Source organism: Amycolatopsis mongoliensis, assembly GCF_030285665.1.
Lineage (GTDB): Bacteria > Actinomycetota > Actinomycetes > Mycobacteriales > Pseudonocardiaceae > Amycolatopsis > Amycolatopsis mongoliensis.
Window position 1 is genome coordinate 3,211,238 of sequence record NZ_CP127295.1, and the last position, 13,360, is coordinate 3,224,597.

12 protein-coding genes are annotated in these 13,360 nt (G+C 71.7%); 4 read left to right on the forward strand and 8 right to left on the reverse strand.

Annotation, left to right across the window (positions count from 1 at the left end):
* Position 1: 1 nt before the first annotated feature.
* Entirely contained in the window at positions 2 to 904 is a 903-nt protein-coding gene (gene thpD, locus QRX60_RS15695) for an ectoine hydroxylase (RefSeq protein WP_286001512.1), read from the forward strand.
* A 485-nt stretch (positions 905 to 1,389) separates the two neighbouring features.
* Positions 1,390 to 4,137, forward strand: a complete 2,748-nt coding sequence (locus tag QRX60_RS15700; protein ID WP_286001513.1) for an AfsR/SARP family transcriptional regulator — start codon at positions 1,390 to 1,392, stop codon at positions 4,135 to 4,137.
* 370 nt (positions 4,138 to 4,507) lie between these two features.
* Here QRX60_RS15700 and QRX60_RS15705 read toward each other — a convergent pair whose 3' ends face one another.
* From QRX60_RS15705 to QRX60_RS15730, 6 genes are all read right to left on the reverse strand, one after another.
* Positions 4,508 to 5,176 carry a DUF4190 domain-containing protein gene (locus tag QRX60_RS15705; protein WP_286001514.1) on the reverse strand — a complete coding sequence of 223 codons (669 nt, stop codon included), beginning with the start codon at positions 5,174 to 5,176 and terminating at the stop codon, positions 4,508 to 4,510.
* A gap of 307 nt (positions 5,177 to 5,483) precedes the next feature.
* Positions 5,484 to 6,368: a hypothetical protein gene (locus QRX60_RS15710; protein WP_286001515.1), complete on the reverse strand. Its 885-nt coding sequence runs from the start codon at positions 6,366 to 6,368 to the stop codon at positions 5,484 to 5,486.
* On the reverse strand, positions 6,365 to 6,841 hold the full coding sequence (locus QRX60_RS15715) for a DUF6932 family protein (protein ID WP_286001516.1): 477 nt from the start codon (positions 6,839 to 6,841) through the stop codon (positions 6,365 to 6,367). The genes QRX60_RS15710 and QRX60_RS15715 overlap by 4 nt, the downstream gene beginning before the upstream one ends.
* Positions 6,842 to 6,898: 57 nt before the next feature.
* Entirely contained in the window at positions 6,899 to 7,306 is a 408-nt protein-coding gene (locus QRX60_RS15720) for a hypothetical protein (protein ID WP_286003604.1), read from the reverse strand.
* Between the two features lie 14 nt (positions 7,307 to 7,320).
* Positions 7,321 to 8,061: an OmpA family protein gene (locus QRX60_RS15725; RefSeq protein WP_286001517.1), complete on the reverse strand. Its 741-nt coding sequence runs from the start codon at positions 8,059 to 8,061 to the stop codon at positions 7,321 to 7,323.
* Between the two features lie 531 nt (positions 8,062 to 8,592).
* Complete coding sequence (locus QRX60_RS15730) at positions 8,593 to 9,408, reverse strand: SGNH/GDSL hydrolase family protein (RefSeq protein ID WP_286001518.1); 816 nt, start codon at positions 9,406 to 9,408, stop codon at positions 8,593 to 8,595.
* Between the two features lie 255 nt (positions 9,409 to 9,663).
* Here QRX60_RS15730 and QRX60_RS15735 point away from each other — a divergent pair, with 255 nt between their 5' ends.
* On the forward strand, positions 9,664 to 10,326 hold the full coding sequence (locus tag QRX60_RS15735; RefSeq protein WP_286001519.1) for a DUF3159 domain-containing protein: 663 nt from the start codon (positions 9,664 to 9,666) through the stop codon (positions 10,324 to 10,326).
* Between the two features lie 109 nt (positions 10,327 to 10,435).
* Here the strand turns inward: QRX60_RS15735 and QRX60_RS15740 are convergent, their stop codons facing one another.
* Both QRX60_RS15740 and QRX60_RS15745 read right to left on the reverse strand, forming a co-directional pair.
* The gene (locus QRX60_RS15740) at positions 10,436 to 11,395 is read right to left on the reverse strand and encodes an N-acetylglucosamine kinase (protein WP_286001520.1); all 960 of its coding nucleotides are present in this window, start codon (positions 11,393 to 11,395) and stop codon (positions 10,436 to 10,438) included.
* Positions 11,392 to 12,438 (reverse strand): SIS domain-containing protein, encoded by a 1,047-nt coding sequence (locus QRX60_RS15745; protein ID WP_286001521.1) that lies wholly within the window; start codon positions 12,436 to 12,438, stop codon positions 11,392 to 11,394. The genes QRX60_RS15740 and QRX60_RS15745 overlap by 4 nt, the downstream gene beginning before the upstream one ends.
* A 148-nt stretch (positions 12,439 to 12,586) precedes the next feature.
* Between QRX60_RS15745 and QRX60_RS15750 the strand changes: the two genes are divergently transcribed.
* Positions 12,587 to 13,342, forward strand: coding sequence for a GntR family transcriptional regulator (locus QRX60_RS15750; RefSeq protein ID WP_286001522.1), 756 nt, complete (start codon positions 12,587 to 12,589; stop codon positions 13,340 to 13,342).
* Positions 13,343 to 13,360 lie beyond the last annotated feature (18 nt).

Here is a 13,360-nt window from a genome sequence, read left to right on the forward strand (position 1 = left end):
CGTGACGCTGATGGACACCCGGGTCGACGACAGTTACCCGACCCGGATCACCGGTACGCCGGCGCACCTGCCGCGCGTGCACCCCACGGTGTGGGGTACCGAAGCCGACGGCCCGATCGACGCCGCCACGCTGGCGAACCACGAGACCAAGGGTTACACCGTGGTCGAGGACATGCTGTCGGTCGGGGAGGTGCAGACGTACTGGCAGGAGCTGGTGCGGCTGTCGTCCGACCGGGAGCTCGCCGGGGACGAGCGCGTCATCACCGAGGCGAAGACCGGTGAAGTCCGGTCGATCTTCGACGTCCACGAGATCTCGGACCTGATCGCCGAGCTGGTGCGCGACCCGCGCGTGCTGGACCGGGCCCGGCAGCTGCTCGGCTCCGACGTGTACATCCACCAGAGCCGCGTCAACTACATGCCGGGGTTCAAGGGCACCGGGTTCTACTGGCACTCGGACTTCGAGACCTGGCACGCGGAGGACGGCATGCCGTCGCCGCGCGCGGTCAGCTGCTCCATCGCGCTGACGGACAACTACCCGTTCAACGGCGGGCTCATGATCATGCCCGGCTCGCACCGGACGTTCGTCCAGTGCGCCGGCGAGACGCCGGACCAGAACTACAAGAGCTCGCTCAAGGACCAGCGGGTGGGCGTGCCGAGCGAGGACGACATCACCAAGATGGCGGCCGAGCACGGCATCGACCAGTTCACCGGCCAGGCCGGTTCGGCGCTGTGGTTCGACTCGAACATCATGCACGGCTCCGGGAACAACATCACCCCGTACCCGCGCTCGAACATCTTCCTGGTGTTCAACAGCGTGGAAAACGCCCTGGACCAGCCGTTCGCGGCGAGTTCGCCGCGGCCCGCGTTCATCGCCGGCCGCGACTCGACGCCGATCTCGCGCTGAGTCGTACCGGGGCTTCGCCCCGGGCCGGGGGCTCCGCCACCCGGAGCCCCCGGAAAGCGGAGAGCCCGCACGGCCCGCCGGTGACCGACCCGGTGCGCTTTGTTACCGTGTCGCCACCGCGCGGGCGTGTGGTCCGCGCAACAGACGTCTTCGCTGACGACCGGCGGGTGCTTCGCTCGGGGTGAGCTCACCCGCCCGGTCACCGGCGGTGACGGACGGGCGGACCGCGCCCCCTGGCGGCCCGGCCGAAGTTTCATCACGACCCCGTACCACCGGATCGGGACCGGTGGTACGGGGTCGTGTCACGTCCGTCCCCGTTCGCCGCTGGATGTCGCACCCCGCCGGGCTCCCCGCTGCGGATTTCGCAGATGCCTCAAAACTCCTGGTACCGGGCCTGCTCGACAGCCGGTGACCACGGTAGGTTGATTTTTCCGGCGAGGGAGACGCCGGCGAAACCGTGAACCCCCGGGGAGGTGGGCGCGAGCATGGCCGAATGCCGGTTCAAGCTGCTCGGGCCCGTCCAGCTCTTCGACGGCGACGTCGCCGTCCCGATCGGCGGCCCCGGCGTCCGCGGGCTGCTCGCCCTGCTCGCGCTCAAGCCCGGCAAGGTCGTCGGGCTCGACGAGATCATCGACGCCCTGTGGGGCCACGATCCGCCCGCCACCGCCCGGACCATCGTCCACGGCAACGTCTCCCACCTGCGGCGGATCCTCCGTGACATCGACGGCCCGAGCATCCTGACCACCCCGCCGGGCTACCGGCTCGAGGTCGAGCCCGACCGGATCGACGTCCACCGGGCGCGCACCCTGCTGGACAGCGCGTCCGTGGCCACCCCGGAGACCGCCGCCGCGCTGCTGGCCGAAGCGCTCTCGCTCTGGCAGGGGCCGGCGCTGGGCGGCGTGCCCGAGTCGCTGCAGGCGCCCGAGCTGGAGGACCTCCGCCTGGCCGTGCACGGCGCTCGCGTCGACGCCGACCTCGGCCTCGGCCGGCACGCCGAGCTGATCGTCGAGCTGAGCCCGATCGTCCGCGCCGACCCCCTCGCCGAGCGGACCGCCGGCCAGCTCATGCGGGCGCTCTACCACGCCGGGCGCCGCGGGGACGCGCTCGAGCTGTACCGGACCGTCTCGCGCGCCACCCTCCGCACGCTGGGCGTCGAGCCCGGCGCCGAGCTGCGCTGGCTGCACGAGCGGGTGCTCAACGACGACCTCCCGGTCCGGACCGCGGCCGCCCCGGCCGCCACCGAGGAGCCGGGCAAGCCGATCTCGCAGCTGCCCGCCGCGGTGCCGAGCCTGGCCGGGCGCGCCGGCGAGCTGGCCTGGCTCGACGGCCTGGTCACCCGCGCCGAGGCCGGCGAGACCACGATCGCGATCGTCACCGGCACCGCCGGGGTCGGCAAGAGCACGCTGGTCGTGTGGTGGGCGCACCGGGTCGCGGCGCGGTTCCCGGACGGCGTCCTGTTCGCGTCGCTGCGGGGCTTCGACCCGCACCACCCGCCGCTGGAACCCGCCGAGCTCCTCACGCAGTTCCTGCTCGGCCTCGGCGTCGAGACCGCGAAGATCCCGGAGCTGCTGCACGAACGCGTCGCGCTCTACCGGTCGCTGATCGCCGGACGGCGGATGCTCGTGCTGCTCGACGACGCCCGCACCGCCCAGCAGGTGCGCCCGCTGCTGCCGCCGAGCGCGCGGACGATGACGGTGGTGACCAGCCGGTCGCGCCTGGACGGGCTCGCCGTGTCGAACGCGGCCAAGCAGCGCGTCCTCGGCACGCTCGCGCCCGAGGACGCCGTCCGGCTGATCGAGGAGCTCGCCGGCCCGGCCGGGCACAACCACACGCTCGCGCGGCTCTGCGGCTACCTCCCGCTCGCGCTGCGGATCGCCGGGGCCCGGCTCTCGGCCAGCCCGCAGCGCACCGCGGAGGAGCTGGTCGACGAGCTCGGCAACGAGCGGACGCGGCTGGCCGGACTGCAGGTCGACGGCGCCGACGACAGCGTGCGCGCCGCCTTCGACGTCTCCTTCCGCGGCCTGCCCGGCGAGATCGCCGAGACGTTCCTGCAGCTCGGCGCGGTGCCCGGGGTCATGGTCGGGCCGCACCTGATGGCCGCGGTGGCGCAGATCCCGGTGGCCGAGGCCCGGCGGCGGCTGCGCGCGCTGGCGGCGCACAACCTGATCGCCGAGATCGCCCGGGACGTCTTCGCCCCGCACGACCTCGTCTGGCTCTACCTGCGTGAGCTCGCGGAACAGGAGCTCGGCGAGAAGGAGCGCGACGAGGCGATCGGCTGGACGGTCCGCTACTACCAGGCGGTGGCCGACCGGGCGCGGCGCCGGCTGGGGCACGTCGCCGATCCGCTCGACTTCACCGGGGTGCTCGCCGACGAGGCGATGCCGCCGCTGGCCGGCGCCGCCGAAGCGCGCGACTGGTTCGCGGCCGAGTGGCCGAACCTGCTGGCGGCGCTCGATGCCGCGTACACCGCGGGCCGCTACGACGACGTCTGGCGGCTCGCCCTGCTCGGTCACACCTACCGCGTCGCGTGCCCGCTGCTGGACGAGTGGACGCGGATGGCGGATCTCGGCGTCGCGGCCGCCGAAGCCGCGGGCGACGTCGCCGGGCAGTGCTGGCTGCGGCTCGCGCGGTGCGAGATCGCGCTGACGTTCGAGCTGCCGGGCGCCGGCCTGGCCGACGCCGAGCGGGCGCTGGAGCTCTCCGCCGGGTCCGCCGACGCGCGGCTGGTCACGTCCGCCGACCTGCACCTCGGCCGCGCGCTGAGCCGGCGCGGCGAGCACCAGAAGGCCATCGACCGGCTGGCCAAGGCGATCGCGGAGGCCTCGGACGTCACGCTGCGCGGGCAGGCGCTCAGCAGCTGCGCGCAGGCGGAGAAGCGGGCGGGCCGCCTGCCCGACGCGATCGCCCACCAGCTCGCGGGGCTGGCGATCGACCGCTCGCTCGGCGACGACGACCGGGTGGTCGTCTCGCTGGACAAGCTGGCCGAGCTCAGCCTCCGGGCCGGCGACCTGGAGGCGGCGGAGCGCTACGTCTGGGAGGCGATCGACCTGGCGATCAGCCGCGAGTTCGCGGCGCGCGAAGGCGCGCTGCGGCTGACACTGGGCCGGGTGCTGCGGGCGCGCGGTGATCTCGACGGTGCGCGGGAGCAGCTGGCGCTGTCGGTGCGCATTTACGAGCGGGTGCATCCGAAGCTGGTCGGTGAGGTCCGCGCGGAACTCGCCGAACTGCAGTGAGGATTTCCCGCGCATTCGAACTGCGACAACTCCGCGCCGCTGATTCAGGCTTGTGAAGAATCCATCGGTTGCGAATGTGTCACGGCCCGGTCTCGCGACGGCCGATTCGGCACGTCCGTGTCCCGGTGAGCCGGAAAGCGGGCGGAACCGGGGCCGATCCTTAGTGGATTCTTAGTGCTCCCGGGCGGCGTCCGCGTAGGTTCGACAGTGCCGGCCGAGCCCTAGGGGAGGGGCAGGCGGAGACGCCGGCGCCAGGCCCCGTGCGGGAAACCCCGCCGGGGCCGGGAGCCGCCAGGAGCGGCTCGTGGCGGCCCGGCCGGCCGACTTGGGGGTCAGGCCGGCCGGTCGCCAGGCTCCCGGCCGCCGTGGCTCAGCTCACGTTCGCCGTGCAGAGCGCGATCGTCGTCCCGCTGTTTTCCGCGACCTTCTTGCCGTCGACCAGAATGGCGCAGCTGATTTCGTTGTTGAGCTGCGAATTGCGGGTGTCCGCGGTCAGCGTCAACAGGTACGAACCATTGTTGTAGGACGCCTGGCCCTCCCACGCGTCGGTGCTCGCGGGAGCGTTTTCCGTGCGCTGGTCCGACAGGCTGCCGTACCGCACGGTCGCGCCGCCGGCGGAGGTCACCTGGAACGTCACGGCGTGCTTGTCGCCGGCCACCGCCGGCAGGTGCAGCCCGGACTCGCCGCCGCCGAGGAAGGTCGAGTACAGCAGCATCCCGGCCGTCGAGAGCAGTGCGGCGACGGAGACGACGGTGGCGGTGATCGCCAGCCCGCGATCGCCCACCGCCCCCTTCTTGGCCTGGACCAGTCCGACAACCGCCAGGACCAGCCCGATTCCGGCCAGCGGCCACGCGACGAACCCGATGTCCGGGACGAACGCGACAACCAGGGCGGCCACGCCGAGCACCAGCCCGACTATCGCGAGGATGTTCCGTCCGGGCTTCGCGTTGGCCTGACGACGCTCCGTGGCCGTCACCGGAGGCGCGGGCCGTCCGTGGCGCGCGGTGGTCGGCGGCGGGTACTGCGGGTCGGTCATCATGCGGACCCCTTCGGGTGGGAGTGCGACGACGTTAACCCATAAGAGTGCCCGAGAACGAAATTGTTACATTCTGGAAAAAGTCATTGTCCCACCATTTCGTGTCAGGTATCGGTATTTCCTGACAACGTGCGCAGGGTGTGGCCTGGTGATCAATGGGAAGAATATCGGAGTTCCCACTGTTCGGCGGCCGGTTTCACGACCTCGCAGCGGGTATCGTAGGTACCGGACGCACACCCGGATACCGCCGTGGAGCCTACGACGAGGGGTTGGTCCTGTTGCCCACGGCGAAAGTCGGATATCGGACTTATCAGTCGAAAAGGCTTACTTCGGGTGTGATTTCGAGGAGCTCGAAAACCGGGCGGCCGCGGCGGCCGTCGATCGTCGTGGCGCGCACGACGCGCAGCCGGGCGGTCACCGGGCGGTCGAGGTTCTCCTTGATCTCGTCGAGCAGGTCCGGCGCCACCGCGCCCTGGATCGTCCCGCCCGACTCGCGGTCGAGGTAGAAGATCCGGCGCCGGGTGCGGACGCCGTCGAGCCGCCCGCGCACCGTCTCGTAGCCGACGGCCTCGCGCGACTCCCGGAGGCTCCCCTGCAGGATCCGCGCCTGCTCGGTGGTCATGCTGCGCGTGACCTGTTCGCCCGAGGTCGGCGTCAGCGCCATGCCGATGCCGGCGTTCTTCGCGACGGCGTTGACGATGTCGCTCACGGCGTTGCGGACGGTGTCGCGCTGCAGCAGCACGGCGTCGAGGGCGCCGTCGTCCGAGCCGTTGGCCGGCAGGAAGTCGCACAGCTCCTTGACGGCCCGCTCGGAGAGCGTCTCGATGCCGTCGACGATCAGCGCGTCGTCGACGGCATCGAGCTCGGGGAAGCCGAAGAAGATCGCGTTGCCCGCCTGGCCGCGCTGGATCAGCGGCGCCTTGTCGCGGTCGGCCTGCTGGACGATCGTGACCTCGCCGGACGGGTTCCGGATGATGTGCCCGATCTTGGCCGTCGCGTCCTGCAGCGCGCGGCTGATGTCGGAGAAGGTGTAGGCGTCGATGCTCTGCTCGCCGATCACCGACACGTGCAGCAGCGGCGAGCGGGACGTCCGCTCGAACTTGGCGTTCGCCGCCATCGCCGAGGCGCGCGCGAGGTCGTCGAGCCACGTGCCACCGGGGATCTCGTCGGCGATGCGCCGGAACTCGTTCCTCACCAGACCATCTCCGGGTATCCCCTGCCGCCTTCGGCCCAGACCTCGGCCCAGACGTCCTCGTCGCCGGGCCGGCAGAGGAAGCCGTCCAGCATGCCCCCGACCGGCTGAACCTGGTCGAGGTACATCGCGGGCTGCCCGACGATCACGCCGCGGAGCGTGAGCAGGCCGTAGAGCGCCGACCGGCCGGCGTCGTCGAGCCGCTTCAGCGCGCCCCACTCGTCCGGGACGAGGACGACGTCGAGGCCGCGCGGCGGGTGCGCGGTGCGCATGACCAGCTCTCCGCCGATCCACGCGCGCCCGGACGGCATGATCCGCCGGGCCACGCCGAGGTAGCTGTTGAGCGCGCTGAAGAGGATCTCGCGCTCGTTCTGGTGCGGGGCGTCGAAGACCAGGCGTTCGTAGACGTCGGCGAGGTCGCAGGCGTGGCGGCCCGGCGGCAGGACCTGCTGCGCCGTCCAATGGGGGAGCGCCACGCCACCCCCTCCTCAGGCCTCGCTCACAGTGCGTAGCCGAACTTACCAGGATGGGTGTCAGTCACCGCGGCCAGGCTGGTGCGGCCACTGCGGAGCGGCCTCCGGGAGTTCGTCGGCCTCCGGCCAGGCGGGTTCCTCCTCGGTGGGCCAGTCCTCGGCCTGCACCCCGCGCTGCGGCGGCAGCGGGAGATGGCCTTCGCGGTGGCCGACGGGCTCGGGCTCTTCGTCGTCGTGGACGGTTTCGGTCCGCTCGGCGCCGGGCTGCATCCACGCCGCGGGGATGAACTGCGTCTGCTCGGCCGCGAGCGGTTCGGGCTCGGGTTCGGGCTCGTAGTACGCCTCGTCCACGGGCTCGGCGGCGGGCCTGGGCCGCCGGGTGGTGCGCAGGACGAGCCACGAGGTCAGCGCGCCGAGGGCGAAGGCGATGACCAGCCACAGCCAGATCTGCCCGAACAGCCACACCATCTGTTCACTCACCCCTAAACGACCGTGATCTCGACGCGCCGGTCTTCTTCGCCGCCGGTGGCGGGCCGGGTGTCGCCCAGCCCCCGGTAGGTCACGCGCTTGGCAGTCAGCCCGTTGGTGGTGAGGATCCGCGCGACGGCCCTGGCGCGGTCCCGGGAGAGCTTCAGCGCGGCCCTTTCGCCCCCCGGCCCGCGGCCGACGTGGCCGGTGACGCGGTACCGGAAGGTGTCCGGCGACTGGGCGAGGGCGATCGCGACGGTGCGGGCGGCCTGCTCGCCCTCGGGGGTGAGCCGGGCGGTGTCCGGCACGAAGGTGATCGGCGCCTCGGAGAGCATCCGGTCGATCTCGGCCTGGACGCCGGCCTTGTCGGTGGGCGGCGGTGCCGCGGTGGCGCTGGTGGTCGGCGGCGGGCTGCTGGTGCTGGGCGCGCTCGTCGGCGGCGGTGTGCTCGGCGCGCTCGGGGCCACCGGGGTGACGTCGCCTTGCAGCTGGGCGGCCCGGACGCCGTCGACGTTCTGGACGATCTCGAGGGCGCGCAGGGCCTGGTCGGGCGCGAAGCCGCTGAGGGTGGCGTCCCGGCCGTCGAAGGTGACGTTGCCCTGGGACAGCCCAGCTTGGGAGAGCGCGGTCCGGGCGTCGGCGGTGAGGTCACGCTGGATGTTCCCGCCCTGCGCCCAGGTGACGACCCCCGCCAGCAGCGCGGTGACCAGCACTCCGATCGGGACCACGAGGATCCAGCGACGACCACCGGGCATAAGGGGACTGTAAGCCGGGTGAGGCGGGCTGGCGAGCCGGAGAAGAGTGGTGGTCCACAAGTTGTCCCCAGGTAAGTCGACATGTGGACAACTGGCCGGGCTGTGATCGCTTCGGCACTTTGCGTCGGTGATGGCCGATACGATGGACTCGGGGTCGCCCCCCAGGGAAGGGCGGGGGCGTGTCTTGGGCGGCTGGGAGGTCCTCCGGATGTCGTGAATGACTCATTCCTGTCGTCAGATGAGGTGAATGGGTCATTCACGACAGCACGACCGAGCCCCTCGACCCGCCGGCGCCGAGATCCGACCTTGCCGACCCCCTTGCCCTCGGAAGGGCAGAGTGCATCGGCAACAGTCGTCGGGTGAGGTGAACGAGCCGTTCATGACGCCGCCGCGGCAGCCCCTGGTCACGCGCGCCGACTTTGCCGGAGCCCCGCCAGGGAGGGCGGGGGCCGCCTGAGCTGCTTGCCGCAGCGGGCCGAACGCGTGAAGGCCACCACCGGCGGTCGATGGTGGCCTTCGGGGGAGTTCCTCTCAGCTGGCCTGCTGCCGAGCCTGGGCGTTGTCCGGCACCTCGAGCACCTGCGGCACGAACGGAGCGAGCTGAGGCCGCTTGGGCGACAACCCGTCCCCCATCGACTCCCCGCGCAGCTGCCGCCGGATCCACGGCAGCAGGTGCACCTTCGTCCACGTCAGATCCGACCGCCGCGAGTCGATCCACCGGCTCGGGACAGCCTCCGCCGGCCACGGCTCCCGCCAGTCGCCCTCGACCGGCACCCCCAGGACCTCGGCCGACTTCAACGCGATCCGGCGGTGCGCCTCCGGTGAGAAGTGCAACCGGTCGTCACTCCAGGCTCGCCGGTCGTGCAGCGGGGCCATCGTCCACAGGTCGACCATCCGGGCGCCGTGCCGCTCCGCGATCGCCCACAGGTGGGTGTTGTAGATCGCCACCTTGCCGCGCAGGACCGACATCACCGACAGGACCTTCGTGTCCGGGCCGTTGAAGATCAGCACCGGGATCCCCGCCTCGCGCAGCTTCGCGACGCCCTCCTCGAAGCGCTCCGTCACCGCGTCCACGTCCGCCCCCGGGACGATGATGTCGTTGCCGCCCGCGCACAGGGTGACCAGGTCGGGCTTGAGCTCCAGCGCGATCGGGAGCTGCTCGTCCATGATCTCGTCGAGCATCTTGCCGCGCAGGGACAGGTTGGCGTACCGGAAATCGGGTCGCCCGCCGGCCAGTATCTCCGCGAGCCGGTCGGCCCAGCCCCGGAAGGAGCCGTCCGGCAGCGCGTCGTTGAGCCCCTCGGTGAAGCTGTCCCCGATCGCTATGTAGCTGTCGAATCCGTACACGCTGGGTCCCCTTCCCGTCTTGCGACCGATCACTCCCCGACATGTAGTTGTACACCCCAACTAACCATCCGGGCCCCACCGGTGTTCAGCCTGCGGTAACAGTGTCTTATCTTGTCGGCCTTCTCCGCCTCTCTATTACGTAGTCTTCACCTTGGGCATGCCGTGAGACAGCACACTCGAAGACAATCACCAGACTCTTGTGGTGAAAATCTCCCTGCTTGGAGCCTCCCCGGCGCGATCCGGCACGCTGGACACGTGTCCGCAGAACCCCGTGAGTCGCTCGCGCAGATCCTCGGTGGCCGCCGGGGCGCGCTCGACGCGAGCATCCCGCCCGCCGGCTTCGTCGTCGGCTGGCTCGCGGCCGGGCAGTCCATCGCCTGGGGCGCCGGCGTCGCCATCGCGGTCGCCGTGGCCCTCGGGGTCTACCGGACCGTCCGCGGCGGGAAGATCCGCGCGCTGGTCGTCAGTCTGGCCGCCGTCGTCGCGGCCGCGCTGATCGCCCTGCACACCGGCCGCGCCCAGGACTTCTTCCTGCTGCAGTTGATGTCCAATGTGGCCAGCGCGCTGCTCTGGGCGGCCAGCATCGTGATCCGCTGGCCGCTGCTCGGCGTCGTCGTCGGCCTGGTGCTCGGCCAGAAGACGCGCTGGCGCCGCGACCCCGTGCTGCTGAAGGCGTACTCGCGCGCCAGCTGGGTGTGGGTGTTCGGCCAGTACACGCTGCGGGTCGTCGTCTACGGCCTGCTGTGGTGGTCCGGCCAGGTGATCGCGCTCGGCGTGGCCCGCACGGTGCTGTCGTGGCCGCTGGTCGCACTGACCGTGGCGGTGAGTGGCTGGGTGCTCTACCGGGCGTTGCCGCCGGAGCACCCCGGCCTGCGCCTGGCTCCCGAAACCCGCTCGGACGACGTACCCGGGGCATAAGGCGGCCCCCGGCGAGGGGGGAGGGTCCGGGGGCCACTGCCTACGTTACCCGGCCGACCCGGGTTCAGTCGACGTTTTGACGTCTTCGCGTCGCGTTTTACTCAATTTTTTAGGGAAATACTGGTCTAACCACCCCTTCGCCGAAGGCGTCCACGGCCGCGAGCCAGGCCGCCCCCAGCACCCCATCGGAGCTGGTCAGCACCTCGAGCCCGGCCAGTCCGCGGCGCACGAGAGCGCCGACCGGGCTGGTTCCGGTGAGCACCGAACCCACGAGCACGACCGGCGTCGACTCGCCGGGCTCGCGCGCGGCGAGGGCGTTCGCGACCAGAAGTTCGGCCGCACGGGTGACGATCTCGCGCGCGCCGGGCTCGCCCGCGTCGTGCGCCGCGCTCACCAGCGGGGCGAACCGGGCGAGCCGGACCGGCGCCTCGGCGTTGGCGGCCGTGATCAACGCGCGCGACGCGGCGAGACGCTCCGCGTCCGTCCGGACGTCCAAACCGGACGGTCCGAGCGCGGCGGCGAGCACCGCGGACGGGAGCCCGTCGAGGGGCAGGCCGCGGCCGAGAGCCTCCAAAGTGGATCGGACGGCTTCGCGGCCGAGCCAGAACGCGGACCCTTCGTCGCCGAGCAGCCAGCCGTAGCCGCCCGCGGTGCCGGCCAGCCGGCGCTTGCGGATCCGGCCCGCGATGGAACCGGTGCCGGCGACGAGCACGGTCCCGTCCGGCGCCGAGGTCGCGGACGCGTACGCCACTTCGGCGTCGGCCACGACCCGGACGACGCCGGTGAGCCCGATCCGCGCCCACGCCGCGTCGAACACCGCGGCCACCGCCGGGTCGCTCAGCTTGCTGACCCCGGCCATGCCGACGACGCACGCCCGCACGCCGGCCGGATCGCGCGGGCCGAGCGCCTGGGTGATCGCGTCGGCGATCCGGCCCGCGGCGACCTCGGGCGCGTGCGCGTTCGGATTGGCACCTTCGCCGCGCCCGGTGCCCAGGACCGCGCCGGCGGCGTCGACCAGGGCAGCCCTGGTCGACGTGCCGCCGGCGTCGACGCCTACCGCGTAGCTCACCTCGTCTTGGTCACCTTCAGCAGGCCGCGCGGGCTGTCCGGGTCGCCGCCGCGGGCGAGCGACAGGCCGAGCGCGATCCGCTGGATGGGCAGGATCTCGAGGATCGGCGCGAGCTCCTCGACCGTGGGCGCGACGTCGATGCGCAGCGCCGCCGGCATCTCCGAGGCGGCCGAGCCGACCGCGAGCACGTCCGCGCCGCGCTTGCCGACGGCGTCGAGGACCTCGTGCATCGCCTGGCCGCCCTGCCCCTTGCTGGTCACCGCGAGCACGGCGGTCTCGCCGTTCACCGCCGCGACCGGGCCGTGCAGCAGGTCCGCGCCGCTGTACGCGCGGGCGGCGAGGTAGCTGGTCTCGGCGAGCTTGAGCGAACCTTCGAGCGCGGTCGCGTAGGAGTAGCCGCGGCCGGTGGTGAGGACCCGGTCCACGAAGCGGTACCGGTCGACCGCGCGCTGGACGCCCTCGGCGGCACCGTCGAGGGTCTGCTGCGCCAGCTCGCCGATCTTCTCGGCGTCGGCCGCCTTGCCGCCGCGCACCGCGTCGATCAGCAGGTAGAGCGCCATCAGCGTCGCCGAGTACGTCTTGGTCGCGGCGACGGCCTTCTCGACGCCCGCGCCGATGTCGACCCCCAGCTCGGACACCGCGCGCAGCGGCGAGTCCGGCGTGTTGGTGACGGACACCGTCAGCGCGCCCTGGCGGCGCGCCGTTTCGGTGACCTCGATCAGGTCGGGCGAGCCGCCGCTCTGGCTGACCGTGACGAACAGCACGTCCCGCAGATCGGGCCGCGCGCCGTACAGCGTCGCCGTGGACGGGGAGACAAGACCAGCCGGAAGGCCGAGAAGTACCTCGATCAGGTACTTCGCATACAACGCTGCGTGGTCACTCGATCCACGCGCGGCGAGCAAAGCGAAGCGCGGGGGGCGTTGTGAGATCTTTTCCGCCACCCCGGCGATTTCCGCCTGACGCTCGACCAGTCCCGCCAGGACGTCCGGCTGCTGGGCGATCTCCGCGGCCATGTGCTCGCCGGGCCGTTGTTCGGTCATCATTTTCCTCTCCACCTCCGGCATTATGTACCGGACTCAGGCGGCGTCGGTCAGGTCTAGACCAATGTTAGTGGGGCGGCGCGTTTGGGGAAAAGGGTACGTTTCTTACGGGGACGTGGCGCGCAATGAGGGAAGACATAGGGAGTCGGGCATGTTGGAGACCACCACCACGGGCGAGGCGGGCGTCATCGCCGGGATGCGCGGGCAGCGCGAGCCCAAGTACTGGGCGCTGAAACAGCACCTCCTCGACCTCTTGGACGTGCTGCCGCCCGGGTCGCCGATCCCGACCGAACGCGCGCTCGCCGGGGAGTTCACGGTCTCCCGCACCACCGTGCGCCAGGCGCTGGCCGACCTCACCGCCGAGGGCCGCCTGCACCGTGTGCAGGGCAAAGGCACCTTCGCGGCCGAGCCGAAGCTCGCGCAGCGGCTGCAGTTGTCCTCCTACACCGAGGACATGCGGCGCCAAGGCCTGAAGCCGTCGTCGAAGCTGCTGGAGCTCGAGGAGCTCCCGGCCGAGGGCGATCTCGCGAAACTGCTCGGAATCCGCACTGGTGCGAAAATTCTTCGCCTTCGACGTCTTCGACTCGCGGACTCGCAGCCGATGGCGCTGGAGACTTCGCACCTGCCGGCGGGCCGATTCCGCGGGCTGCGCAAGCACGTCTCGGCGGGCGGTTCGTTGTACGCCGTTCTACGCGAGTACTACGGAGTGGAACTGGAACGCGCCGAAGAGTCGATCGAGACGTCGCTCGCCGGCCCGGAAGAGGCGGAGATGCTCGGCGCCGACGTCGGCATGCCGGTGCTCCGGCTGACCCGGCACTCGTTCGCCACGGACGGCAAGCCGGTCGAGTACGCCCGCTCCGTCTACCGCGGCGACCGGTACAAGTTCGTCACCACGCTGCTGCCGTGAGCTGTTGACGGCGATCAC

Excerpts from the sequence above, each read along its gene's own strand:
- QRX60_RS15700 (WP_286001513.1), top strand. The coding sequence starts at position 1,390 with ATGGCCGAATGCCGGTTCAAGCTGCTCGGGCCCGTCCAGCTCTTCGAC.
- QRX60_RS15705 (WP_286001514.1), bottom strand. The coding sequence starts at position 5,176 with ATGATGACCGACCCGCAGTACCCGCCGCCGACCACCGCGCGCCACGGA.
- QRX60_RS15720 (WP_286003604.1), bottom strand. The coding sequence starts at position 7,306 with ATGGTGTGGCTGTTCGGGCAGATCTGGCTGTGGCTGGTCATCGCCTTC.
- QRX60_RS15725 (WP_286001517.1), bottom strand. The coding sequence starts at position 8,061 with ATGCCCGGTGGTCGTCGCTGGATCCTCGTGGTCCCGATCGGAGTGCTG.
- QRX60_RS15745 (WP_286001521.1), bottom strand. The coding sequence starts at position 12,438 with ATGATGACCGAACAACGGCCCGGCGAGCACATGGCCGCGGAGATCGCC.
- QRX60_RS15750 (WP_286001522.1), top strand. The coding sequence starts at position 12,587 with ATGTTGGAGACCACCACCACGGGCGAGGCGGGCGTCATCGCCGGGATG.